Origin of the sequence: Cupriavidus sp. Met-2 (assembly GCF_049843575.1) — a bacterium.
Taxonomy (GTDB): Bacteria; Pseudomonadota; Gammaproteobacteria; order Burkholderiales; family Burkholderiaceae; genus Cupriavidus; species Cupriavidus metallidurans.
Genome location: NZ_JBBHZL010000002.1, coordinates 542,268 through 567,123, shown reverse-complemented (window position 1 = coordinate 567,123; position 24,856 = coordinate 542,268). Strand labels below are relative to the sequence as shown.

Sequence of the window (24,856 nt, the reverse complement as noted above, 5' to 3'; positions counted from 1 at the left end):
TCAGCGTAGTGGTTTGAGCGGCACGGGATGGTGTCGCGGCAGGGCGCGTGGGCCACCGCCGCCTTGTGCCCGGCGAGGCGCGATCAACGGCAAGGTCTGCACCGGGGCCGGTGTCGTTGGGGATGCCTCCGTTGGTGCATCCGACGGTTCCGTGTGGCTCGATGGTTCCTGGGCCAGCCAGCGTGTGTAGTCGGGAGGCGGATAGGCCTGAATGTCGGCCTCCAGTTCGCTCAGCGTCGCGGCGATCGATTCGTTGTCGCCGCTGCGCAGATCACCCTGGAACATATCGGCCATCGGACGCTGGAACACGCGCGCGCATACGGCGTCAACATCGTCCAGCCGGCAGGCGAAAAAGAACGCGTACACGCTATCACTGCCCGCGGTGCAGAGATCGCCGGCGCGATTCATATGGCAGGCGCGCAGCGCGTCGATATGCGCCACTTCGGGCAGCAGCGGCAGTTGCAGCAGTACGTGTGGCAGCCGGATCAGGCGGCTGCGGTCCACCGCATCGCGCACCAGAGAAAGGAATGTGTCGGGCGTCACGTAGCCGGTGGCCGACGTTGTCAGCACGGCCGACAGGGCGCTGTGATAGTCGGCGAGGATTGGCCGCGAGAAGACCTGGCCCTGCAACGCGTCGATCATCGCCTGCATTCGCGCGAACGGCGTGCGTTGCGCTACCACGGCATTGGCGCCGAGGTTGAGCATCAGCAGCTCATAGTGCTGGCGCATGGCCTCGCGGTCCTCGCGGATCACGATCTTGAGTGCGCGGCCCGCGCTACGCCGCAGGCGGTGCACCTGGCTGGCCAGCAGTTCCAGGTCACGGCTGCCCGAATAATGCAGGATCACGGTCGCGGCCACGGACTGGCTGGCTGTGGCGACGGCGGCTTCGTTGCTGTCAACGATGCGCCAGTTCTCGGGAACGAAGCGCTCGCGCAGCACCGCGTCGCGGCTGACGATCACGCGGTCTTCGTCGGGCGCCAGCATTCCCGCTTCCTCGATCTGGTCGCTGTAGGTGTCGGACGCCACCATCAGCCGCTGCTCGTGCGGCGCGAAGCGAAGCCGCAAGACCTCGCCGGCCACCACCGACTGCTTGTCGCGCCAGAACGCGACTTCCCAGGTGTACTGCCCCTGCTGCTGGGAAAGTTGCGCCGCACCGGCAAAACGGCCGTGGAAGGCCTGCAAGTCGGGCGGCGATTGTCCCGGCGCCAGTGGTGGCGGCGCGACCACGAGCAGCACGCCACAGCGTTCTTTCGCGCACCAGTCGTTCAGGCGAACGCCTTGGCTCGCCAGGGAGACCGCATCCTGCCAGCTGAAAAATGCTTCGGCGCCTTCGATCAGGAACATCGTGCCCCGCGCGCCGCATTGATCGGTGAGTGCCTGAAGCGCGTCGATCAGGGCATCGATGCCGTCGCGGCCGGGTTGGGCGCGCAAGGCACAGAGATTGGCGCGCGAATGCAGCGCGCGATTGACGTCGATATCGAGCCCATGCTCGCGGAGCACCTTGGCGATGCCATCGGCATCACGCGTCGAGAGCACACTGGCGGGTCCGCGTAGCGCGACGGCGGCGGTTTGCCAGAAGAACGCATCGCGTGCGGGCGAGGGCTGCGCGTACACCACGTGCGCGCGGCCGCTGGCCAGCGTGCCGAGCGCTGGCGCCAGCCCTTCGATCGCGAGCAGGGTGCGCGCCTGCAGCCGTGCCAGCAGCGGTTTGCGGGAGGGGCGGGGGGCAGAGTGTTCGACGTCGTTCATGACAGAACCCGATAGCTCAGTATGTCGCTCAGTAAGTCGAGTAGGGCCGCACTGGCGCGGGCGGGTACGGCACCGGGTCTTTCCGCTTGTCGAACAGATACCGGAGCCAGGCCATGGCACGGTTCGGCGCGTAGTCGCGTGACCGGTCGATCGAGAATGCCGCGCCAACCACCCAGTGCGGCGCGAGCGTGTATTCGATCGTCGCGCCCAACGTGTAGCTGAAGCCACCGCCCGAACCGCCCTTGTAGATCGCGTTGCCGCTCATCGCTTGCAGGTCGGGGCGGGTCGGGAAGTACGGCGCGTCGTTCTCGTAGGTGAATGACCACCCTGCCGAGCCAAGGAAGCGCCATGACCACTTGTGATACCGCCCGGTCCAGTCCAGCGGGATGCCGAACGACACATAGCGTTGGGGGCTGTAGTAGCCGCCATGTCCAAACGTATAGAACCGCTGGTTGTCGGAGTAATGCCAGTAGTTGAGCACCAGGCCGCTGGAGACCCTCTGGTCTCGAGCCATGTAGACCGGCACGTCGAAGCCGGTGCGCACGGTGATTTCGCGATTGGTCTTCACGTTGTCACCAGTGTAGAGGCCGGCGCCGACGTCGGCAAACAGGCCAACGCGTCCCACGTCGCGCGCATAGCGCAAGTGGACGCCGTTGCGCACGATGCCGCCCCAGTGCTCCCCGGTGACGGGATCAACGGCCCCCGCGTACGAGATCAGCGAACTCGTCACGGCACGCCGCGAGATGTCCGCGCTGAACGACGATACGCCGAGGTCGGCGCGATAGCGGAAGCCGCCAACCACGTTCTGCTCGGTGAAGCCAAGCGGCGTGGTGCCGATATCGGCGCGCCAGCTGTTGTACGCGCCATCGTATTCGTAGCCGGCGGCCAGGGCCACACCCTTGTCGGTCTGGCCGATCGCCCCGAGCCCGGCGTTGCCGAGCGCCGGAATCTTGCCGAAGGGCAGGTCACTGACCGATCGGTTGGCCTGCAGCGTACCGGCATTGAGCAGCACGGTATCCGCATGGAAAAAATAGTGGCCCGTATAGCCATTCGGAATCCGCACATAGAGCGGAATCTCGGTGGCGTTCAGCTTGGAGATGCCGTCGTCGCCGGACTTGTTCGACTGCAACACGGCCGTCGCCACTTCGCCCTGGCGACGTGCCTCCAGGCCCGCCAGCGCGCGCTGCGCGGGCGTGCCTTCGGGGCCCGGGAGCACGCTCTCGCGCTGCTCCAGCCCAAGTGCGGTGCGATAGATCTCCGCCGCATCGTTGTAATCACCGCGCGACTGGGCGATGCGGCCGCGCTGCACGGTGATATCGGCGCGATTCGGGAAGCGGGCGTCGAGTGCATCGACGACAGCATCCGCTTCGTCCTCGCGCCGCAGCGCGGTGAAGCGCCGCGCTACCGAGAGGCGTGTGTCGATATCGTCCTCGGGCGCTTCGGCCAGCACCGTGCGCACGATGTCGAGCGCCTCGTCGGTGCGGCCCATGCGTTCGTACTGACGCGCCAGCGTCAGTTGCGCGCTGGCGTCGTGCGGATCGGTGGCCAGCACCTGACGCGCCGCATCGGCCGCGCCCTTGAAGTCGCCGTGGGCCTCGCGCAGGTCCGCGAGCTCCAGCAGCCAGCGACGGTCGCGTTGCTGTGCTTCGGGCACTGCATACAGGGTGTCGCGCGCGCCGTTGAAGTCGCCTTCGGCGATCCGCCGATCGGTCTCGCGGATGGCCAGTCGCAGTGACTGGTCGGCGAAGCTGGCGCGTTGTTCGTCGGTGATCCCGGGCAGGGCGGTCGAATCGGCGATCCACTGGCGCAATGCCTCGTCGCGATCGGCCGCTGCCAGCAATTCGCCATAGCGCAGGCGGATGTCGAGATGCGGGTCCTCCGGGTGCGCGGCCAGCCAGTCGCTGACCAGATGCAAACCGGTTTCCGGCTCGCCGAGCGCGATCCATTCGCGTCCGATCGACGCCAGCATGTGCGGATCGTTCTGGGCCTCCTGCTCGGCCTGATGTAGCAGGGCGCGTGCCTCGTCGTCGTGTCCCTCGGCAACGCGCAGCCGGGCTTCGCGCAGCAAGCGCTGGGCGGCCAGGTTATGTCCCAGGTTTCTCATCCCTTCCGAGCGTTCGGCATCCGGCACGGCGGCCAGCACCGTAGTGGCCGCGTCGATGTCGTCCACGCTGTTCAGGTAGAGCGCCGTCGCATAGCGCATTTCACTCGTCGGCGCAGCCTTGAGACCGTCGTCCATGACGGTGCGGCCCAGCGCGGGCAGTCCCAGGTCGCGATAGAGGCGGGCTAGCGTGAAGCGTGTCCAGGCGTCGTCGGGCTGCAGCCGAACCGATGCCTCGAGGTTGGCGATGGCGGGGCTGCGCTTCTGCTGCGCCAGCAGCCGTTCCGCCTGCACGGATAGCAGGTCGGCACGCATCGCGCGCATTTCGCTCTCCGAGCCTTTCATGCGCGGCTCGACGCTGGCGATCAGCGGGTCGATTTCGGCATCGCGATGTTCCTTCTGCAGGAGTTCGACCAGCGAGCGCAGCGCGCCCATGTCGGGTTTGGGGCGGGCCAGCATCTTGCGCAGCAGCGCCTCGGCTTCGGCATCCTTGTTCTGCGCGATCAGCGCGTCGGCCAGGATGCCTTCCGCGCTGTCGTTGCCAGGCTGCTGCGCCAGTGCCTTGCGGGCCAGCGCTTCCGCTTCGGCCGGCTTGCCTTGCTTGTTCGCGTCGCGTGCCTTGGAGATCATGCCCCAGAACGTCGCCGTGGCCATCAGGCTGCGCCATTTGTTGCTCGGGTCGAGCTGCTGCGCACGTGCGAACAGTTCGCGTGCCTCGTCGTGCCGGCCTTCGCGCAGGCGCACGAGTCCGAGCCCGCCCACCACTTCGGCATCGTTCCGCCGCTTTTGATACGCCTTTTGCAGGGCGATGTCGGCCTCACTGAGCTGGCCACGCTCGAGCTGTGCCAGCCCGCGTTGCCGGGCCTGATAGGCGGGGTCGGCCTGCAGCCGCTTCTGCTCCTCTACCTTCTTGCCGAGATCGGCGAGGGTTTGCCGCGCGGCGTCGTCGTCGGGCACTTCCTTGAGGTAGCGCTCGAACCAGACGTAGTAGGCCGGGTCATCATTCACGCGGTAAAGCGTGCGCCGCCAGATGTCGAGCGCGGTCTTGCGGTCGCCATCGGGGCGCTGCGTGATGCGGTAGAGGATTCCGATACCTTCCTGGCGGGTGCCGGCGCGGTCGGTCAGCAGATCGCCCAGTGCGAGCTGCAGTGCCATGTCGTTGGGGTTCTGGCGCGTGCGGCTGCGGAGTTCGCTGATGGCCCGCGTGCGGCCATCCGGCGTGCCGGAGAGGATGCGGTAGTAGTCACGTGCCAGATCGCCGCTAGGCGCGCCGCGCGGGAACAGCAACAGCAGCCGCTTCACGGCTTCCTCGTCCTTGCCGGATCGCGATAGCAACCGGATGGTGGCCATCTCGCGCTTGTCGCGCGTGGCGATCCGATAGGCGTCCTCGAGTTCGAGCGTCGCGGCGCTGCCCGGCGCGGACTGCCGCAGCTTGGCCAGCAGCTTGCCGGCTTCGGCGGGGCGGTTCGAACGGATCTCGATCAGGCCCATCAGCTTCAGCGCCTCGGGCTGGTTCGGGTCGATCAGCAGTGCCTTTTCCAGGATGCCGCGCGCCATATCGGCGCGGTTCTTTGCCTCCCACATTTTGGCGGCGGCCAGCAGCTGCGCCATCTGCGCGGATGTGGCTGGCGGCGACACACCTGCCGCTGGGGCAGGATCGGCCGCGAAAGCCGGCAAGGCGGAACTGGCCAGCAACAGCGCCAGCGTGGGAGCTAGCGCGTGGCGGGGCATGTGGATTTCCAGGCCGGCACCAGAGTGCCGTCCGCTTCGAAGCGGAAATGTCCGTCAAGATGGCCCAGGCCGAACAGCGCCAGCACCTGGCTGTAGTAGCCGGCGGGCTTCTGCGCGGCCAGGTCGCGGGCGCGCTGCGCCTGCGCGCGCGCATCATCGGTCTGTCCCAGGGCGGCAAGGTAGGGCGCGACGGCTGCCGAGAAGCCACCGTTGCCGCTGTTCGGTCCGAACGTGCCCGACTGGGTATCGACCCGCTCGGGCGGATCCCCTTGCTTGCGGACGTAATCGGCCATCGGGCGGAACGCCTGGAGCACCGAAGTGCGCAGCGGATCGCGTGGCGCCATCATGCCGGCCCAGAGATATACCCGGATCGCGTTATATGAGCCGCCGGCCTGTGTCTGCGTATCAGGCCGGAAGCCTCGACCCTTGTGATACTCCACCCAGTCAGGCGAAAAGCCGTGCGGCGCCGTGTTCAGGATCAGCCGGGCCGAGGTGTCGACCAGCGTTTTCCAGCTGCTGTCCTCGCCCGGCATGGCTGCCAGCCGCCGCATGACCTGCAATGGCACATAACTCGGATTCAGGCGCCAGACATCGGGCGACGTGTGGAATCCAGTGGGCCCGGGCAGCAACGTGCGGCCGAGTCCGGGCAGCACCGCCGTTTCCTCGCGCAGGGCGCGACGCGCCAACAGCGTTCCAAGCGCCGTGAAGCGGCGCTCGTTCCAGAGGCGGCCGGCTTCGAGCAGGGAGTAGGCGATCCACAGGTCCGCGTCCGATGCCGGATTGGCGTCGATGACACCCCAGGTGCCTGCGTGCTCGCCTTCGGTGCGCTTGCCCCAGATCCACGCGGGCAGATGGGCCGTCAGGTCGCCTTGCGCGAGGTTGTTCTCGGTCCAGGTCAGCAGCTTGTCGAAGGTGGCGCGGTCGTTGGCCACGAGCGCGAAGAAAAGCGCATACGACTGGCCTTCGGAGACCGTCACCTGCTGGTCGGTGCTGTCGTCGATCACGCGGCCGTCCTGGCTGATTGTGCTGCGCCGGAAGGCATCCCAGTCGGGCCACGCGCAGGTGGCCGCGGCACTGGTCAACACCGTGCCGGCCAGCGTGCATACGACGGTAGCCCGCAACAGCCAGGCCCTTGCCCGACGCATGTCAGCCTCCGTTGCGGCGTGCCGCCAGTCGGCTCAGCGCCCAGAACAGCGTCAGCGCCACGATCAGGCCGGCAATGATGCCCGCGATCGCCAGGAGCGCCGGATGCCCGGACAGGCGCATCCACAAGCGGCCATACCAGGGCAGGCTGCCGACGTAATACCGTTCGCCCAGGCGCAGGCCTTCCAGGTCCCGGTGGTGGATCACGGTCAGGTCGCCGCGGATCTGCGCCACTCTGCCGGGGTCCTCGAGCACATCGAGTACATCGCGCAGACGCTCGTCGGCCGTGGCCGTCAGCGCGACGATGCTGTGCTGCGCCTTGAATGGCGATTCGAAGCCGATCAGCGCGGCCAACGGGCCATCGGCGGTGAGGATCGCGCGCCCGGCAGGCGAAACGTCGAAGTCGTCGGTGCCGCTGAGCCAGTTCGACCACGCGTGCGAGCGCTGGTCGCGCAGCGTGATCTCGGTCTTGCCGCGCTCGATCATCAAGGGCAGCGACTTGCCCCAGCCGGTCAGGATCTGCGCCGCGCTGCCGGTGCCAATGATGACGAGATTCCGGTCCTTGACGGTGTCAATGGCCTTGGCAGGTGCCACGGCCACGCGCAGAGATGGCAGGCCGGTCCATTTGCCCATGTGGCCGAGCATGGTCAGTGCGGCTTCCTGGTCGATGGTGGTGGGGGCGTCGGGCACCACCACGGCGGTATCGGCCAGATCGGCCAGGCGCGTGAACGGATAGCCACTATTGGCGAAGAACGCCAGGTTGGGCAAGGCGGCGTAGTGCGAGAAGCCGCTGAAGTCGATCGACGAATCCGGGTCCACCGCCGCGCGCGCCACGTTGGTCGCCGTCGACGCGCACAGACCGGTCTTCTGCGAGTCCATACTGAAGCGGAACTGCATCTGGTTGTTGCTGCCGACGCGGAACGCGGGGATCAGGATGTCGCTGCTGGCCGAGACACTGCCGCCGGACAGCAGCGGCACGCTGACGAGGTTCTCGTCGCCCTGCGTGGTCAGCGGCTTAAGGCGATACGAGCGCACGAGCTGGTCGTTGATATCGACGCTGAGCACTGAATCGTTGTACGTCGAGGGCGCGGTGTAGCGGTACTTGATGCTGAGCGGCACCGATCGGTCGTTCCAGCCGAACAGGTCAGCCGGCACGCGCAAATTAACGCGGATGGCATCCGGGCTGGCGCCGGCCACCTGGAGTTGCTGCGGATCGGTGACGAGTTCCTTGAACAGGACTGGGCGATCCACCGGGGCCCACGCTGGCGCGTCATAGGGCTGGCGCGGCTTGCCCAGGTCCACGGCCTGCACGCCGGTGCTGGCGCCGGCCATGGCGGCCTTGCCCAGAACCAGCGCATTGGCGGCCAACTGCAGTTCTTCCGGATTACGCCCGGCCAGTACCAGCAGCTTGCGCGCGGGGTTTGCGGGGTTCGGCATGACGCGTACCGAGGCGCCTTCGATCTTGTCGATACGAAGACCGTCCGGAATGGCGTTGGGCATGACCAGTGCGATCGCGTGCGCATCGCCGGGCGCGGTGCGCGACACCGGGAAGCGAAGCTCGCGATAGCTTGCCAGCGCGCCGAGCCAGGAAGCCACGACGCCAGCGGCGCGCAGCACGGCGGGATCAGTATTCGCAGGCAGCACAAACGGCACGGTGACGCGGTTGTTGTCGCGGCGGTCGAAGAACGGCGCGGGCAGCAACGCCAGGTTGTCCGGCAGCGTCACGTTGGCCTTGCTCAGCGTCAGCGTGGTGCTCGGACTGATATCGGCCCACAGGCTTGAATGGAACGGGTCTTCGCAATGATCGAGCGTGTAATGCGCGATCATCTGCACGTTGATGCGGTTGAAGTCCGTGAAGTAGCGCGGGTCCAGATCCACTTCGCGGGTGACCTGTTGCCCGGCGTGCTCCTGATCCAGCGGGATCGTCGCCACTACCTCATCGTTGAGGCGAATCTTCAGGTGCGAGAGCGGGAAGACGAGCGCTGGCGAATAGGTGAATACCAGCTTGAGCCGGGCTGCGGTGACCACTTCGTCGAGCCGGACGCCCACGTTCAGTGTGTGGTCCGGGTCCACGCCGCGCAGCGGAATCGGATAGTTGGCCCCCATCTGGGCGAGTGTCAAAACTTGGGTGCGGGTGACCAGCGGAGAAGCCGCTGTCGCGCCCGGCGAGGGCGGGGGTGCTGCGGCGGGTGAAGACGCCGCGACCTGGGCGGCCGACTGGCCAGGAATCGTCGAGATCAGGAAGGCCGTCGCCATGGCGGCAATCCGCGTGCAGCCACATCGCAGGCCTGACACCAAATTCGTCATATAGGGCGCCCTGTAGGAGTGGCACGGCGAAGGCACGTGAACGCAATGCCGATGTCGCGCACTGAAGTTTCGCGTGACGAATATATCACGCTGTTTTTTGTCTGCTGCATGGCAATGCACGCTAGATCAATGAATTAAAAAATATTCAATACAGGCCGACTTTGTCGTTGAAATAGTTTTAGGCGCGCGTCTTGCCGAAGTCACATCGACGGAGGGGCGATGCCGCGACGACATGCCGAAATTGCATAAAGGCAGCCCGCGCCATGTGAAAGAATTCACTTCACAATCTTCCTTGCCCAAATATTGACCATGTCTGAAACAGTCGTTTTCCTGAATGGGGAATTGCTTCCCCTGTCCGAAGCTCGCGTGCCCGTGCTCGATCGCGGGTTCATCTTCGGTGATGGCATCTACGAGGTGATTCCGCTCTACAACGGCAAGCCGTTCCGTGGCGCTCAGCATCTGGCGCGCCTGCAGCGCAGCCTTGCCTCGATCGGCATCCCCAACCCCTATTCGGAGACCGAATGGCTGGCGCTGATCGACCGCGTGGTCAAGGCCAACGGCCTGGGCGACCAGATGGTCTACATGCAGGTGACGCGCGGTGTGGCCAAACGGACCCACGCATTCCCGACGGAAGTCACGCCGACCGTGCTGATCATGACCAACCCGATGGCACTGCCGCCGGCGGCATCGGTGGAGCAGGGTGTGGCCTGCGTGACGATGGAGGACCGCCGCTGGCTCAACTGCCAGATCAAGTCGACCTCGTTGCTCGGCAACGTGCTGGCCGCTCAGGTGGCCGCCGAGGCAGGCGTCACCGAGGCGATCCAGTTTCGCGATGGCAATCTGACCGAAGCATCGTCATCGAACGTCTGGCTGGTCAAAAATGGCCGCGTCTATGCGCCGCCCAAGGACAACCTGATCCTGGAAGGTATCCGCTATGGCCTGATGGAAGAGCTCTGCGCGGCGATGGACATCCCGTTCGAGGCCCGCCGCATCACGCGCGACGAGGTGTTCTCCGCCGACGAAGTCCTGCTGTCGTCGGCCAGCAAGGAGCTGTTGCCGGTGGTGACAATCGACGGCAAGACCATCGGCGCGGGCAAGCCCGGCCCGGTGTTCCAGCGCCTGTTTGCGGCGTATCAGGCAGCCAAGTCGGCGCTATGACAAGCGTCATGTCCCTGCGGTGGTCGCGTGCTAGGATGGCGCGCACGAACCACCGAAAGGAGGCTGCTCATGGCCAAGCGCGAGCGCAGCCGGCATGCCATCAAGGAAGAGGTGAGCCGGCGCATTCATCAGATCGATGAGGTTGCCGACGATGGCGCGCATATCCGGGTGCCCGACCCCGAGCCGCACGAGCGCGACGCGCGGGGTCGCAACTGGGACATGGACTATTTCGGCAATGCGCGCGGATACGAGGCATCGATCCGCATCGTGGTCGATGAAGTACGCGACGAGTTTGATCTCGTCGACGATCCCGCAACAAGGGTGCCGAACCCGTTCGGCGACTGAGCGGGGGCGGAATCCCTAGTGCATCAACCCTGGCCAGGACGGTTGGGGTTGCCATCTCTCGATGGACGCGGCCGGCAGTGGCTGGGCGAACAGGAATCCCTGGCCTACGTGACAGCCTTGGTCGAGCAGGAACTGGCGCTGGAGTGCGCTGGTGACCCCCTCGGCCACCACGGTCAGATCCCGCGCGCGGCCAATCCGGATCACAGCCTCCACCAGGGTGCGCGTGGCCTCGCTGGTCTCCAGATCCACCAGGAAACTCCGGTCGAGTTTGATCTCGTCGACTGGCAATTGCATGAGCCGGCTCAGGCTCGAAAATCCCGTTCCAAAATCGTCGATCGACAGGCGCACGCCAAGCTTGCGCAGGGCTGCGATCGTGGCTTCCGCTTCGGAGGTGTGATCGAGGAACACGCTTTCCGTGATCTCGATGGTCAGTTCGCCGGCGGGCAGCGCGTGCGTTCGCAGGGCCTGCGCCACCACGTCCGGCAGCGCTGGGTCACGGATCGAAAGCGGCGAGAGGTTGACGGAGATGGCCGGCACCGCGGCGCCGCGCCGCCGCCAGCGTGCCTGCTGTGCACATGCTTCGCGCACGGCCCAGTATCCGAGCGCCACGATCAATCCGGATTCTTCGGCCAGCGGCACGAACACCGTGGGCGCGATGTCGCCGCGGTGCGGATGCGGCCAGCGCGCCAGCGCTTCCACCGCCCAAAGGTTGCCCGAAGCCAGATGGATCTGAGGCTGGTAGCGCATCTGCAACTGGCCACTGCCGATGGCTTCGCGCAGCTCGCATTCGAGCATGCGCCGATCGCCAAGGCGTCGCGCCAGCACGGTGTCATACACACAGATCTGGTTGCCGAGGTCCGGGCCACTGCGCTTCCTGGCCTGGCAGACCGCAAGGTCGGCATGATGCAGCAGCGTTTCTCGGTCGCGCGTCTGCTCGGTCAGCATGCTGATGCCGATGCTGGCTGAAGGCGAAAGGCTCAGGTCGTGTGCGACGGTAATCGGCGGATCGAGCGCGCGCAGCAGCTCATCGGCGATGGCCAGGGCCTCGTCATGTCCGTGGCCCGGTAGCAGTACGGCGAACTCATCTCCTGACAACCGGCCGACGGTGGCATCCCGCGCGTGTTCGGCAGTGGCGAATTGCAGCCGTGATGCCACTTCGATCAGAAAGCGGTCGCCGGCGCCGTGACCCTGCACGTCGTTGACGCGCTTGAAGTTGTTCAGATTGATGAACAGCAGGGCGAGCGGGGTGCCATGGGCGTTGGCGCGCGCCACGGCATCGTCGGCGCGGGACAGCAGCAACTGGCGATTCGGCAGGCCGGTCAGCGCGTCGTAGTACGCCAGGCGGTGGATGCGCTCCTGCGTCTGGTCGCGCACCAGCGCCAGCGCGCAGAGGTCGGCGGCAACACCCACAAGGTTTTCGTGGAACCCGTCCGGCAGGCGTGGCTCGTTGAAGCACAGCGCGAAGGTGCCCAGCACACGCCCGTCGGCGGCACGCACGGGGGTGGACCAGGTGGCGGCCATGCCGGCGGCAAGCGCCGTTTCGCGTAGCGTTTCGCAGCGCGGATCCTGAGCGATGTCTTCTACGGCCACGGCGTGGCCGAGAAAAGCCGCCGCGCCGCAGGAGCCCGACTGCAGGCCGATCTGCAGGCTGTCGAATGCGGCAAGCAGATCGGGGGTGGCCGATGGCATCGCCACCAGCCGCAAATGGCCGTTGGAGGCGCGCATGACAGCGGCCTTCGTGCCCGGTGCCATTCTTTCCACGCGACGGCACAGATCATTCATGATCTGCGCGGTCGGCAGGTCGCGCGCCAGGGCGTCCAGCGTGCGGTGCTGGATCGATTCGCGTACCTTGGTTGCCGTGATGTCGGTCAGGACCCAGACCGTGTTGACCAGTCCGCCACTTTGCGTCGACGCCATGATCGGACTGACCGCGACCGATAGCCAGCGCGGCTGCCCGCTCTTGTCGGGCACCAGTGCTTCATTGCGCAGCGGCAGGCCGGCCGCTAGCGGCGCCAGCAACGAAGGGATCTGCTCCGGCCGCGCGTTGATCGGCATTAGCAGATCCTGCCAGCGGCGGCCTACCGCCTGATGCCGCGCGTAGCCGAGCAGACGCGTGAAGCCACCGTTCAGGTGGCAGATCGTGCCGTGGGCGTCGGTGATCATGACCGGGTTTTCGGCGTGGTCGAGGCACAGCGAGAGCATACGCAGCCCCGGCGGGCTCAACGTGGCGCCGGGCTCGTTGCCGGTGCTGGCGTCGTCATGCAGGAAAGCGGCGAACTGCTTCGCAGGCGCTCCTGGGTTGGAGTCGCCGTCCGTGCCGAAGATGGCGATGTGCAGCCGCACATGACGCAGGGTGCCATCGGCGCGTGCGATGGCGAGGTTCTGACCGCTCTGGCCATTGGCCACGCGCAGATCGCCAAGCGCCAGGACGGACGCGCACTGGCCTAGCACGGTGGTTCGTTCCAGACCCCACAATGCCTCCGCTGCGGCATTGAAGAGGGTGATCTGGTTGCGTGCGTCGACCGCGACCACGGCATCGATCGCCTGTTCCAGCGCCTGGGTACGCATTATTTTTTGACTATCTCGTTCTTGTCGGGTGTTACGTGCGCGACCAGGTGTTGCCTGGTCTCTCCCCATCGACCTGATCGACTGATCGACGTGCACACCACGCGAGTGTACGACCGTTCCACTGCGCCCGTGGGCAGGGTTTGTCCGGCCTTCTGTCGTTGGCCGATCCACCGCAAACCAAGGCTGGGCGGGCCTGGGGACATGGGCAAAGGGCGAGAAAGGCGCTTTCGCTACGGCCTGATTGTCTCGGCACGCCAGAATTAGAGTGTTTCTTCGGAACAGGGTCTATTCGACCGTGACAATGATCGCCACGCGGCGGTTCTCCGCGCGCCCCAGCGCCGTGCCGTTGTCGGCGATGGGGCGGGTCTTGCCGAATCCGCGCACATCGAGATGATCGCGTGCGAAACCGCAGGTGAGCAGCACGCGCGCCACAGCCTCGGCACGGCGCATGGAGAGTTGCTGGTTGTACTCGATCGTGCCGACGTTGTCGGTGTGGCCGTCCACGCGCAAGGCGTCGATGCCGGCATCCCGCAGCGTGCGCGCGACCCGGGCGAGGGCGTTCTGTTGCTCGGCCGAGACCGTGTCGTCGTCGAAGCCGAACAGCACCTTGTCCGGCATGACAAGTTCCCAGCCGTTGCCAGTCAGCATGAACCCCTGGTTCTTGAGCACGGCAATTTGCGCGGGTGTCAGCTTGTGGGCGGGGCTGGCGCAACCGGACAGCGCCAGCGCGCCCAGACCGGCCAGTGTGGTCAGCAGGAAAGCGCGGCGGGGTCTGCTGGGCGCTCTCATGGTCGGCCTCTAGAGATGTGGCTCCGGTGGCGCGGACTCCGCGCTGTGCCAGGTGGCGCCGGACTGGCGCTTGGCCCCGTACATCGCGGCATCAGCGGAATGGAGCAGCGCCGTGCCGTTGCGGGCATGCAGCGGGTAGACCGCCAGGCCGATGCTGAGCGGCGCGAAGATGGTGGTGCCATCGGCCAGACACACAGGGGTGGCCATGGCGTTGAGGATGTGCTCGGCGATGCGAACCGCGTCCTCGGGCGCGCGGAGGGCGTTGACCAGCACGGCGAACTCGTCGCCGCCCAGTCGCGCCACGCTGTCGCCTTCGCGCAGGCAGCCGCGCAGGCGTTGACCGACGGCGACGAGCACGGCGTCGCCCGCCGCGTGGCCATAGCGGTCGTTGATACCCTTGAAGTCGTCGCTGTCGAGATAGAGCACGGCGGCATATTGATTGCGCGCCGCCGCAGTACGCACGGCGAGATCGAGCGCTTCAGTGAAGGCGGCGCGGTTGAGCAAGCCTGTCAGGCTGTCATGGCTGGCGCGGTGCGCCAGCGAACGGTTCTCGTGCTGAAGCTGGTTTTGCCAGGCCTCGAGTTCGTCCAGCAGGACGTTGAAGTCTTCGGACAGCGCATTCAGTTCCTCGATCCGCGCCGGTGGCATTCGCTGTCCAAACGCGCGTTCGGAACGCACCGCGTGGGCCACGCGCATCAGGTTGCGCAGGGGATCGACGACATCCCTGAGCATTCGGCGGGACATGTAGTGCGCCACCAGCGCCGTCAACAGCAGACAGGCTCCCAGGCCCAGCGTGCCTTGCAGCAGGAAGTGCAGGAGCGCCACCGGATCGCCTGCCACACGCACGCTGCCTACCTGCTGGGCTTCGTGAAGGATTGGCTGCTCGACGGCGCCCGATATCAGCAGGTCGCCGGCCACCCGGCGCAGCGCGGGGAATTGCTCGTGACCGGGGCGCTGCCACACGGTCATCGGCTGGTGGTCGCGGTCGTACACGATGACCCGCGTCACGTCCTCGGATGCGGCGATCACGGAAAGCGCATCGGCCGCGGCGGCGGCGTCGCCGAACACGACCGGCGCTTCCACCGTATAGGCGATCGAGCGCGCGACCAGCCGGAGGTTGTGATCCGCATAGACGCGCAGCGCGGTCAGCCCGAGCGCGGTCAGCGAGATGCCGACCGTGAACACGGCGATCAGCGCCACGCCAAGGTGGATGCGCCGCAGCGCGCGGTACAGCGTCGGGCGCTGTGGCACGGCGTCGTCGCGGGCGGGGGGGCGGCCGGGCCAGTTCATGATGCGGGCGTCCTGCGGCGGCCGAGCTGGAGCACACCGGGGTGGATATGAATCCCGCTGCGCGCGATGGCATCGAGATTGATCCGGAACGAAACTTGATTCTCGCGGAATGTCAGGCAAAACATGCTGCCAACTTCACATTCGAAATCTTCCTCGACGATCACCAGCACGGGCTTTCCCACCAGATCCGCCGTCAGCTTCTTGCGGCGAGCATCGGTCATGGCCCCCATATAGAGTGCGTCGCACTCGGGCGCGAGAGTGTCGGCAAGCGGATCGACGGAGCGTGCCTGGACCAGCCGGCCCGTGGATAGCGAGCCGCCTTCCATCAGCTTGCCGCCGTAACGCGCGTCCGTATCCACGCACAGCCTCAGCGTTTCGCGCTCGGCGGGCCAGCGCGCATAGCTCAGCAGGCTCATCACCATGCGGGCCACGGCTTCGGGGCGTGAAGCCGGTGCGACGGGGGCCGATACCGGGGCTGATGCAGGCGCTGCTGCGGTAACCGTGGAAGCGGCCATGGCTGCCGGCCACGTGCCGGGCGTGGCCAGCAGCAGAACCAGTGGCAGCGTCAGCGCGGAGCGCGGTCGGTGAGCGAAATTGGGCGTCAAGTACGGCAATTGGGGCGGCTGGCAGAGGGGTCCGGTGGACATCTGGTCAAGTGTCGGCACCGTTACAGAAAACTGTAGCCACTCTGGCTTATGTCCGCACCGGGCCAGATGTCTTAGATATAAGAGGATGAGGGGTGACGGAGGCGGCAGCCACCCATCCCGTGTGCTAGAGTTCCCGGACGCGTTTGTCTCGCTTGTTTCGACCGGAGGAGTCTCATGACGACCGAATCCAGACCGCAACTCAAGGCTTTCGTGCAGACCGCGCCACAGGCCGGGCGCTATGTGTGGGTAATCTCGCTGGTGGATTTCGGCGGGCAACAGATCCGGCGCACCATCGTGTCCGATGACACCTTCACGACATCCGACGCCGCCCGCGTAGCCGGTGATGCCGAACTCAAGGCGATGGCGGCGGACCACTAAGCGTTTCAGCCGGCTAGTGCAGCCTAGGTCGCGTGGTAATTTTCAGATACCCTTTCTTACATCACATTCCAGATGGCACCGATAGACTTCTTTCTATCGGTGCCAATTACAAAGAGAGGGTCCCTATGAAACGACAGCTTATCGTGCGCGCCTTTGCTGGCGCGGTTCTGCTTGGTTCGGCAGCGGCGCTGGCGCCGGCCGCCATGGCGCAGGTCAGCATCAATATCGGCATTGGCGTTCCGCCACCGGCCCCGGTCTATGAAGTCGTGCCGCCTCCGCGTGCTGGCTACGTCTGGGCGCCCGGCTACTGGGACTGGGACGACCACGGTCACAAGCATGCTTGGAAGAAGGGGCACTGGGTCGGCGAACGTCCCGGCTATGTTTATGAGCAGCCGCGCTGGGTTCGCGCCAGCAACGGCTGGGTGCTACAGCCCGAGCGCTGGAACCGCGGGCCGGGCCGAGGCGATGACGATGATCAGGGCCACGGTCACGACCATGACCGCGGCCGTGGCGGCTATCACTGCCCGCCCGGACACGCCAAGAAGGGCGAGTGCTGAGGATTGATCTCGATTCGTCGCGCCTCGCGATGCGGTGACAGCGGCGCGTGATGCCATGCTAGGATGCCCGGGCCAGAAAATTACCCGGAGATGCCGACATGTCCAAGCAGGTTTTCACGCGCGCGCAGTATCTCGATATTCTCAATGACAGTCTGCGCCGCCATCCAGGTTTCCAGCCCGGCATGGCGTTCGTTTTCCTGCCGCCGGGCGCCAGCGCCAGCCAGGCTTCGGGCGTGGGCTGCACCGGCCCGATGGAAGCGATGCCGATCTACTGCGAGATCGAGCGCGTGGCGTCGGGGCTGATCGAGGTCGAGCCGGCGTAGTGGCGAGCGTAGTGGCCGGTGTGACGGCTGGTGTGGCGACCATAGCGATAGGACAAAAGCAAAACAGGCACCCCTCGGGGTGCCTGTTTTGCTTTGTGGCGTGGCCTGCTTACGCCTCGTCTTCCTCGTCGTCAAGGAATTCGCGACGCAGCATCCAGTTGGCGATCGCTTCGTCGCAGACCTTCTTGAGCTTGCCCTTGTCTGGCAGCTTGTCGAACAGCTGAAAGTTCACCAGCGCCATGCCGATATCGGTGATGTAGAACATGCGGTCCGGCTCGTCGTGGTGGACGATGCGTCCGTCAATGCCCGAATCCTCACTGTCGGCGGGCATGTCCTCGAGTTCGACCACCCGGCACGTGAAGCGCGGGCTGCGGGTGTGGGTCAGATACTCGAATTCGTCGTGCATGACGTCGCCGCCCTTGTTGGCGATGACGGCGAAGCCCCAGATGAACCGGGGCATCGGCAGATCGGACAGATCGTCAATCTCGTCCATATCGTCCATGGTGTTCTCCCTGATGCGTTAACCGGCATTATCGCCCAAGTCCAGCACCATGAACGCAGGTATCGTCGATCATCCGAGCATATAGCCCCTGGCGAGCTTGCCGAAGTCCTCGAGTTCGCGTGCCTGCCAGGCCGAGTCGTGCGCGAGTTCCTCCGCCAGGATCGCCGCCACCCGGGGGGCGCCGTCCAGCGCAGCGCGGGCGTCCAGGAACAGCGCCCGATTGCGCCGCGCCAGCACGTCCTCAACGCGGCGGGCCAGCTCGTAGCGCGCGGCAAAGCGGACGTGGGCCTCGGTCAGGCCGGAGGCGGGCACGAGCACGTTGTCTGCGCCAGGCATCGCCTGAACCAGTGGGAGGTCGGCGCCGTAGTAGCGGTCGGGCGATCCGGTGCCCGAGGGCGGCAGGTCATTGGGCATGTTGGTCGCGCCGTGCAGCGGCAGGTCGGCCGTGCGGCACGGCGCGGCGCGCAGCAACTGCCGCTGGATCGCGGTTTCCATCACGTCCTCGGCCATCTTGCGATACGTGGTCCATTTGCCGCCCGTGACCGTGATCAGTCCGGCTTTGGATACCAGGATCGTATGCTCGCGCGACAGCGACGCGGTGGAGGCTTCTCCGGTGGCCTTCACCAGCGGACGCAGCCCCGCCCAGACGCTGGTCACGTCATCGCGGGTCGGGTCGCGGGCCAGGTAACGCGCGGCCGTTTCCAGGATGAAGTCGACGTCGTCGCTCGCAGCCCGGGGTTCCAGCGGTAGATCCTGGCGCGGGGTGTCGGTGGTGCCGACGATCGTGTGTCCGTTCCAGGGCACCAGGAACAGCACGCGGCCATCGTCGGTTTTCGGAATCAGGACTGCGCGATCGCCGGGCAGGAAGCTGCGCGGAATCGTCAAGTGAACGCCCTGGCTCGGCGCCACCATCCGCCGGGCCTGGCCGTCTTCCATCTGGCGCACGGCATCGACCCACACGCCGGTGGCGTTGATCACGCAATCCGCGCGCAGGTGGAACGTCTCCCCACCGATCACATCTTGTGCCGTGACGCCGGTGATGACGCCGTTGGACTGCGAGAGTCCGCTCACGCGCATGTAGTTGACCGCGGTGCCGCCCACATCGAACAGCGTGCGCATCAACGCCATCGCCAGCCGCGCGTCATCGAACTGGCCGTCGAAATACAGATTGCCGCCGCGCAGCGGACGCCCGCCCACGTGCTCGGCCAGGGTTGGCGCGGCCTCGAGCGTTTCGCGATGGCTGAGCCAGCGGCTGCCGGAAAGGTTCAGGCCGCCTGCCAGCATGTCATAGAGCTTCAGGCCGATCCCGTAGAACGGCTGGTCGAACATCTGGTAGGCCGGCACGACGAAGCCAAGCGGCCACACCACGTGCGGTGCGTTGCGCGCGAGCAGGCCGCGTTCGTGCAGGGCCTCGCGCACCAGGCTGATGTTGCCTTGCGCCAGGTAGCGAACGCCGCCGTGCACGAGCTTGGTGGCCTTGCTCGACGTGCCCTTGGCGAAGTCGGCGGCTTCGAGCAGCAGCGTGCGGTAGCCGCGCGAAGCAGCGTCGAGCGCGGTGCCCAGCCCGGTGGCGCCGCCGCCGATGACGATCACATCCCAGCGTGGCTCGCGCGCGAGCGTCTGAAGCAGGGTGTCGCGGGAGGGAGGGGCGATCGGAGTGACGGAAGTTTGCATGGGAAATTCGAATCTGGGTTCAGCGTGCGGCGTCATCGGACTCGCGCGCCCAGTCGCGGGCGCGGTCGACGGCGCGGTGCCAACGCGCAATGCGGCGTTCGCGTTCGTCGGCGGACAGCTTCGGCTCGAAGCGCTGCTCCACCTGCCACTGCCGCGTGATTTCTTCGGGGTCGGTCCAGTAACCAGTTGCCAGCCCGGCGAGATATGCCGCGCCTAGCGCGGTGGTTTCGGTCACGCGCGGCCGGACCACGGCGGTGCCGAGCAAGTCGGCCTGCATCTGCATCAGCAGGTCGCTGCGCGAGGCACCGCCATCGACCCGGAGTTCGGCCAGCGAGATGCCGGCGTCCTTCTGCATGGCGTCGAGCACATCCACGCTCTGCAGCGCGATGGATTCGAGCGCGGCCCGGGCGATGTGCGGCCCGCCGGTACCGCGCGTGATGCCGACCAACGTGCCGCGTGCGAACGGATCCCAGTGCGGCGCGCCGAGGCCGGCGAATGCCGGCACCAGCACCACGCCGCCGGTGTCGGTGCACTGGCGGGCCAGCGGCTCCACCTCGGGGGCACTGTGGATCAGCTTGAGACCGTCGCGCAGCCACTGGATCGTCGCGCCGCCCATGAATACGCCGCCTTCCAGACAGTACTGGGTATTGCCGCCGATCTGCCAGCCGATGGTCGTGATCAGCCGGTTGTGCGATGTTACGGGTTTGTCGCCGGTGTTCATCAGGATGAAGCAGCCGGTGCCATAGGTGTTCTTGGCCATGCCCGGCCGCAGGCAAGCTTGGCCAAACGTGGCGGCCTGCTGGTCGCCGGCGATGCCGGCAATCGGAATCTCCACGCCGAACAGCCGTGCCGACGCGCGCGCGACCTCGCCGCTCGACGGCACCACTTCCGGCAGCAGGTTGCGCGGAATATCCAGCAGGCCCAGGAGTTCATCGTCCCAGCGGAAATCGTGGATGTTGAACAGCATCGTGCGCGAAGCATTGGAAACGTCGGTGACGTGCCGCGCGCCATCGGTCAACTGCCAGATCAGCCAGCTATCGACGGTGCCAAAGGCCAACTCGCCGCGCTCGGCGCGTGCGCGGGCGCCCTCGTAGTTGTCGAGCATCCAGCGCAGTTTGGTGCCGGAGAAATAGGCGTCGACGATCAGTCCGGTCTTGCGCTGGAATGTCTCCGCGTGGCCCGCTGCCTGCAGGTCCTCGCACATCGGCGCGGTGCGGCGGTCTTGCCAGACCAGCGCGCGGCCCACCGGTTCACCGGTCTTGCGATCCCACAGCACCGTGGTTTCGCGCTGGTTCGTGATGCCGATGGCAGAAATCTGCGTGCCGCTGACGCCCGCGTCGCCCAGTACCTCGTGCGCCACGGCCAGTTGCGACTGCCAGATCTCATAGGGGTCGTGCTCGACGTGGCCGGGATGCGGATAATATTGCCGAAACTCACGCTGGGCGATGCGTACGACATTGCCCAGGTGATCGAACAGGATGGCGCGCGAACTGCTGGTGCCCTGATCCAGGGCCAGCACGTACTGCGGCTGATGAGATGTCGTGGATGTCATGCGTTCCATCCGGATGTGTTGAATTGAATAGCCATGGCCGAAACAGTTTCCCGCCCCGCCGATCCCGCCGATATCGTTAGCGTAGTCACTGCTGGCGTTGCCGCGCGCAGTCCGTTTGATCCCGTCGCCCACCTTCGCCTGATGGTCGATGGGCGGCACGTGGGCTGGCTGCCGCGCAAGCACGCTGACATCCTCGCGGGGTTTGATGGCGTGCTGGGCCAGCCCGACGGGCAGGGCGCCATCACGCTGCTGCCCGGCCGTACCACGGTGCCCGCGCGCAATGCAGCACTGGCGACGCTGGCCACCCAACTGGCCGATGCCGGCCATGTGCGCGGCTGGCGCAACGAACTGTTCGCGGTGACGCCGACGCTGGAAGCCGAGCCGCTGGCCGTGATCGAGCGCGCGGCAGCCCGCTTCCTGGGGCTGCTGACGTTCGCGTCGCACATGAACGGGATCGTGGCCGGCCAGCGGGCGCTGTGGATATCGCGCCGCAGCCCGCGCAAGGCGGTGGACCCGGGTATGTGGGACAACCTCGTAGCCGGTGGCATGCCGGCAGGCAGCGATCCGCTGGAAACGCTGGTGCGCGAATGCGACGAGGAATCGGGGATTCCGCCCGCGCTGGCCAGCCAGGCCGAGGCCCACGGGGTGATCGATGTGCTACGTGAAATCCCCGAAGGCGTGCAGTGGGAGCGTGTGTATGTATATGACCTCATGCTGCCGGCCGACTTCGTTCCCCATAACCGGGACGGTGAAGTGGCCGAGCACCGGCATATCGATCCGGAGGCATTGCTTGCTATCATGGCGGATTGCGCCATGACCGTCGATGCCACGCTGGTGACGCTGGATGCCCTCCGCCGACGCGGCTGGGCCGGTATCCAGCCCTGAATCGAGGCCTTCACGGTCCCGGCCCGCTCAATCCCGAATCGCTTACGATGAGTTCCACCGGATTTATCCTCACGCTTTCCTGCCCGGACCAGCCGGGCATCGTTCACGCCGTATCCGGCCTGCTGTTCCAGCACGGCTGCAATATCGTTGACTCCGACCAGTACGGTGATGCCTTCGCCGGCCGCTTCTTTATGCGCGTGCATTTCAGCGCCGCGCCGGGCGGCCCGGATCTGGCCGAGCTTCGTGCCGCGTTTGCCCCTGTGGGCGACCAGTTCGGCATGCAGTGGGAGGTGCACGACGCGACCGTGAAGCCGCGCGTGATGATCATGGTGTCGAAGATTGGCCACTGCCTGAACGACCTGCTGTTCCGCGCCAAGGTTGGCGGTCTGCCGGTGGAGATCGCGGCGATCGTCTCGAACCATCGTGACTTCTATCAGCTCGCCGCGTCGTACGACGTGCCGTTCTTCCATCTGCCGCTGATGAACGCATCGGCGGAGCAGAAGGCCGCGCAGGAAGCGCGCGTATTTGAAGTCGTGCGCGAGCAGAATATCGACCTGGTCGTGCTGGCCCGCTACATGCAGGTGCTGTCCGATGACCTGTGCCGCAAGCTCCAGGGCCGCGCGATCAACATCCACCATTCGTTCCTGCCGAGCTTCAAGGGCGCCAAGCCTTACTACCAGGCGCATGACCGCGGCGTGAAGCTGATTGGCGCGACGGCCCACTACGTGACCGCCGACCTCGACGAAGGCCCGATCATCGAACAGGAGATCGAGCGCGTGGACCACAGCATGGATCCGGAGCAACTGACCGCCGTGGGTCGCGACGTCGAATGCGTGGCGCTGGCCCGCGCCGTCAAGTGGCATGCGGAACATCGGATTCTGCTGAACGGCCACAAGACGGTGGTGTTCAAGTAATAAGGACCGGAAACCGCAATGGTTTTCTCCCCTCTCCCGAACGGGGGAGGGGGGCGGAGGGAGGGACGGGGAGAGGGGCAGGCGGTTCAAATTGCGACCTGTCCAGATTGCTGCTACCCCAATGCCTTCTCCCAGAACCCCTTTCTCACAAGCGTGAGAAGGGAGCGCGAGACGTGAGCCCACCTCACTCCTGATCCGCGACCACACATTCCACCCCGCTTTCCTGCAGCATCGTGTCGAAAGGCGCGGGTAACGGCTCGTCCGTGAATAGCCGGTCGATGCTCGCGAGCGGCGCCAGTTCCACCATGGCTCGCCGGTTGAACTTGCTGGCGTCGGCCGCCAGCCAGATTTCGCGCGAGTGTTCCATGATCGTGCGAGACACCTTGACCTCGCGAAAATCATAGTCGCGCAGCGTGCCGTCGGCTTCGATGCCCGAGATGCCGATCAGGCCGATATCCACCTTGAACTGCCGGATAAATTCCACCGTAGCCTCGCCAACGATGCCGCGGTCGCGTGAACGCAGCACGCCACCGGCGACGATGACCTCGCAGTCGGGGTTGTCGGCCAGGATATTGGCCACGTTCAGGTTGTTCGTGATTACCCGCAAGCCCCGGTGATGAATCAGCGCGCGCGCCACTTCCTCCACCGTGGTGCCGATGTTCAGGATCAGCGAGCAGCCTTCCGGCACGGCAGCCGCCACCGCGCGCGCGATGCGCGCCTTACCCTCCGCGTTCAGCACCTGGCGTTGCCGGTAGGCAATGTTCTCGGTGGTCGATCCCTCTACCCGTACCCCGCCATGAAATCGGGCCAGCATGCCGTTCTCGGCCAGCAGGTTGACGTCCCGGCGCACCGTTTGCAGGGTCACGCCGAACTTGCGCGCGAGTTCGTCGATAGAGGCAAAGCCCTGCGTGCGGACTTCCTCGAGGAGTGCGGTCTGGCGTGGATTGAGCGTCATGTCCGGCATTCTAGTTCAAACAGAAACGAAAACAAATGATGCGGCGCAGTATTGTTTTGTGTTCGTTTTTGAGCTAAAACGAGCGGGTTGCTATGAAAAGTGCGCCTCAGCCGCAGGTTTTCGAAGTGGCTGAGCTGTCACAAGAAGAATATTGGAGACTGGATGCAGCTCAGCCTGGAAGGCATTGCGCAGCACGTGGGATCGCAAGCCTATCTTTACCCGATGTCGCTGGCCCCCGTGCCTGGCGCCGTCACGATCCTGCTGGGAACGACCCAGGCGGGCAAGACATCGCTGATGCGGGTCATGGCAGGGCTGGACAAGCCCACCGCGGGCCGCGTGCTGGTAGACGGCGCCGACGTGACCGGCGTGCCGGTGCGGGAACGCAACGTGTCGATGGTCTATCAGCAGTTCATCAACTACCCGTCGCTGCGCGTCTTCGACAACATTGCATCGCCGTTGCGGCTGCGGCGGGATCGCCAGGCTGACGTCGACGCGCGTGTTCGCTCGCTGGCGGGGCGCCTGCACATCGAACATCTGCTCGACCGGTACCCCTCGGAGCTATCTGGTGGCCAGCAGCAGCGTGTGGCCCTGGCCCGCGCGCTGGCCAAGAATGCGCCGCTGATGTTGCTCGATGAGCCGCTGGTCAACCTCGACTACAAGCTGCGCGAGGAACTGCGCGAGGAACTGACGCAACTCTTCGCGCAGGGCGATGCCACCGTGATCTACGCCACTACCGAGCCGGCTGAAGCGCTGCTGCTCGGTGGCCATACCGCAGTGCTCGACGCTGGCGAACTGCTCCAGTATGGCCCGACGCCGGAGGTGTTCCACTATCCGGCGTCACTGCGCGTGGCGCGCGCCTTCAGCGATCCGCCGATGAATCTTCTCGAAGGTGTGCTGGGGCATGGCCGCGTCGTGCTGGCCGGCAACATTTCCATCCCGATGCCGGACGTGGCTCATGCCGATGGGCCGGTAACGGTGGGCGTGCGTGCTGGCGCGCTGCGGCTCGACGCCGTGCCACAGGCTGTGGCCGTGCCGGGCAGGGTGGCGCTGGCTGAACTGTCGGGTTCGGATACGTTCGTGCATGTCGATACACCCGCCGGCAATCTGGTGGCCCAGCTTACCGGTGTGCGCGATCTCGAACTGGGCGCGCAGTTGTCGTTCCATATCGAGCCAGCGCAGATCTACCTGTTCAACGCGGACGGCGATCGCATACACGCGCCGCGCCGTCCAGGCATGTCGCCGGCATCGGCAGGCCCGGTCGCCGCGATCACCGAGTCGGGAGCCTGAT

The 24,856-nt window shown here is 65.9% G+C and carries 20 protein-coding genes; 8 read left to right on the top strand and 12 right to left on the bottom strand.

Annotation, left to right across the window (positions count from 1 at the left end; genetic code table 11):
• The 4 genes from bcsE to bcsB are packed head-to-tail and all read right to left on the bottom strand — an operon-like array spanning nucleotide 1 to nucleotide 8,980.
• Nucleotides 1–1,749, bottom strand: a complete 1,749-nt coding sequence (bcsE, locus tag WD006_RS07790) for a cellulose biosynthesis protein BcsE (RefSeq protein WP_029307436.1) — start codon at nucleotides 1,747–1,749, stop codon at nucleotides 1–3.
• A gap of 28 nt (nucleotides 1,750–1,777) precedes the next feature.
• Nucleotides 1,778–5,581 carry a cellulose synthase subunit BcsC-related outer membrane protein gene (locus WD006_RS07785; protein WP_029307437.1) on the bottom strand — a complete coding sequence of 1,268 codons (3,804 nt, stop codon included), beginning with the start codon at nucleotides 5,579–5,581 and terminating at the stop codon, nucleotides 1,778–1,780.
• Nucleotides 5,563–6,726 (bottom strand): cellulose synthase complex periplasmic endoglucanase BcsZ, encoded by a 1,164-nt coding sequence (gene bcsZ, locus WD006_RS07780; protein ID WP_029307438.1) that lies wholly within the window; start codon nucleotides 6,724–6,726, stop codon nucleotides 5,563–5,565. Before bcsZ ends, WD006_RS07785 begins: the two co-directional genes overlap by 19 nt.
• A gap of 1 nt (nucleotide 6,727) precedes the next feature.
• Nucleotides 6,728–8,980 carry a cellulose biosynthesis cyclic di-GMP-binding regulatory protein BcsB gene (gene bcsB / locus WD006_RS07775; protein WP_029310056.1) on the bottom strand — a complete coding sequence of 751 codons (2,253 nt, stop codon included), beginning with the start codon at nucleotides 8,978–8,980 and terminating at the stop codon, nucleotides 6,728–6,730.
• Between the two features lie 360 nt (nucleotides 8,981–9,340).
• Between bcsB and WD006_RS07770 the strand changes: the two genes are divergently transcribed.
• Nucleotides 9,341–10,189 carry a D-amino acid aminotransferase gene (locus tag WD006_RS07770; RefSeq protein ID WP_011516951.1) on the top strand — a complete coding sequence of 283 codons (849 nt, stop codon included), beginning with the start codon at nucleotides 9,341–9,343 and terminating at the stop codon, nucleotides 10,187–10,189.
• Between the two features lie 69 nt (nucleotides 10,190–10,258).
• Nucleotides 10,259–10,534, top strand: a complete 276-nt coding sequence (locus WD006_RS07765) for a hypothetical protein (RefSeq protein WP_011516950.1) — start codon at nucleotides 10,259–10,261, stop codon at nucleotides 10,532–10,534.
• Between the two features lie 15 nt (nucleotides 10,535–10,549).
• Here WD006_RS07765 and WD006_RS07760 read toward each other — a convergent pair whose 3' ends face one another.
• From WD006_RS07760 to WD006_RS07745, 4 genes are all read right to left on the bottom strand, one after another.
• Nucleotides 10,550–13,102, bottom strand: coding sequence for an EAL domain-containing protein (locus tag WD006_RS07760; protein WP_051723025.1), 2,553 nt, complete (start codon nucleotides 13,100–13,102; stop codon nucleotides 10,550–10,552).
• Between the two features lie 285 nt (nucleotides 13,103–13,387).
• Nucleotides 13,388–13,891, bottom strand: a complete 504-nt coding sequence (locus tag WD006_RS07755) for an OmpA family protein (protein WP_008651927.1) — start codon at nucleotides 13,889–13,891, stop codon at nucleotides 13,388–13,390.
• Nucleotides 13,892–13,900: 9 nt separating this feature from the next.
• A complete protein-coding gene (locus WD006_RS07750) occupies nucleotides 13,901–15,181 on the bottom strand; it encodes a diguanylate cyclase domain-containing protein (protein ID WP_029307441.1) in 1,281 nt (426 codons plus the stop codon).
• Nucleotides 15,178–15,828, bottom strand: coding sequence for a YfiR family protein (locus WD006_RS07745; protein WP_011516947.1), 651 nt, complete (start codon nucleotides 15,826–15,828; stop codon nucleotides 15,178–15,180). Before WD006_RS07745 ends, WD006_RS07750 begins: the two co-directional genes overlap by 4 nt.
• A 174-nt stretch (nucleotides 15,829–16,002) precedes the next feature.
• Here WD006_RS07745 and WD006_RS07740 point away from each other — a divergent pair, with 174 nt between their 5' ends.
• The 3 genes from WD006_RS07740 to WD006_RS07730 all read left to right on the top strand — a co-directional run bounded on the left by WD006_RS07740 (nucleotide 16,003) and on the right by WD006_RS07730 (nucleotide 17,086).
• A complete protein-coding gene (locus WD006_RS07740) occupies nucleotides 16,003–16,206 on the top strand; it encodes a hypothetical protein (RefSeq protein WP_008651931.1) in 204 nt (67 codons plus the stop codon).
• 125 nt (nucleotides 16,207–16,331) lie between these two features.
• Nucleotides 16,332–16,763, top strand: a complete 432-nt coding sequence (locus WD006_RS07735; RefSeq protein WP_011516946.1) for a YXWGXW repeat-containing protein — start codon at nucleotides 16,332–16,334, stop codon at nucleotides 16,761–16,763.
• Between the two features lie 98 nt (nucleotides 16,764–16,861).
• Complete coding sequence (locus tag WD006_RS07730) at nucleotides 16,862–17,086, top strand: hypothetical protein (RefSeq protein ID WP_008651933.1); 225 nt, start codon at nucleotides 16,862–16,864, stop codon at nucleotides 17,084–17,086.
• 109 nt (nucleotides 17,087–17,195) lie between these two features.
• On the opposite strand, the gene WD006_RS07725 is transcribed toward WD006_RS07730, so the two are convergent.
• From WD006_RS07725 to glpK, 3 genes are all read right to left on the bottom strand, one after another.
• Nucleotides 17,196–17,579 (bottom strand): hypothetical protein, encoded by a 384-nt coding sequence (locus tag WD006_RS07725; protein WP_029307442.1) that lies wholly within the window; start codon nucleotides 17,577–17,579, stop codon nucleotides 17,196–17,198.
• Between the two features lie 78 nt (nucleotides 17,580–17,657).
• Nucleotides 17,658–19,262 carry a glycerol-3-phosphate dehydrogenase/oxidase gene (locus tag WD006_RS07720; protein ID WP_029307443.1) on the bottom strand — a complete coding sequence of 535 codons (1,605 nt, stop codon included), beginning with the start codon at nucleotides 19,260–19,262 and terminating at the stop codon, nucleotides 17,658–17,660.
• Nucleotides 19,263–19,281: 19 nt separating this feature from the next.
• Entirely contained in the window at nucleotides 19,282–20,814 is a 1,533-nt protein-coding gene (glpK, locus tag WD006_RS07715) for a glycerol kinase GlpK (protein WP_029307444.1), read from the bottom strand.
• A 33-nt stretch (nucleotides 20,815–20,847) separates the two neighbouring features.
• On the opposite strand from glpK, the gene WD006_RS07710 reads away from it, so the two are divergent.
• Together WD006_RS07710 and purU are read left to right on the top strand one after the other, a co-directional pair.
• Nucleotides 20,848–21,699 carry an NUDIX hydrolase gene (locus WD006_RS07710; protein WP_029307445.1) on the top strand — a complete coding sequence of 284 codons (852 nt, stop codon included), beginning with the start codon at nucleotides 20,848–20,850 and terminating at the stop codon, nucleotides 21,697–21,699.
• A 47-nt stretch (nucleotides 21,700–21,746) separates the two neighbouring features.
• Entirely contained in the window at nucleotides 21,747–22,613 is an 867-nt protein-coding gene (gene purU / locus WD006_RS07705; protein ID WP_008641549.1) for a formyltetrahydrofolate deformylase, read from the top strand.
• 184 nt (nucleotides 22,614–22,797) lie between these two features.
• Here the strand turns inward: purU and WD006_RS07700 are convergent, their stop codons facing one another.
• Nucleotides 22,798–23,568 carry a DeoR/GlpR family DNA-binding transcription regulator gene (locus tag WD006_RS07700; RefSeq protein WP_024570378.1) on the bottom strand — a complete coding sequence of 257 codons (771 nt, stop codon included), beginning with the start codon at nucleotides 23,566–23,568 and terminating at the stop codon, nucleotides 22,798–22,800.
• 162 nt (nucleotides 23,569–23,730) lie between these two features.
• On the opposite strand from WD006_RS07700, the gene WD006_RS07695 reads away from it, so the two are divergent.
• A complete protein-coding gene (locus WD006_RS07695) occupies nucleotides 23,731–24,855 on the top strand; it encodes an ABC transporter ATP-binding protein (protein WP_029307446.1) in 1,125 nt (374 codons plus the stop codon).
• The last annotated feature ends 1 nt before the right edge of the window (nucleotide 24,856 follow it).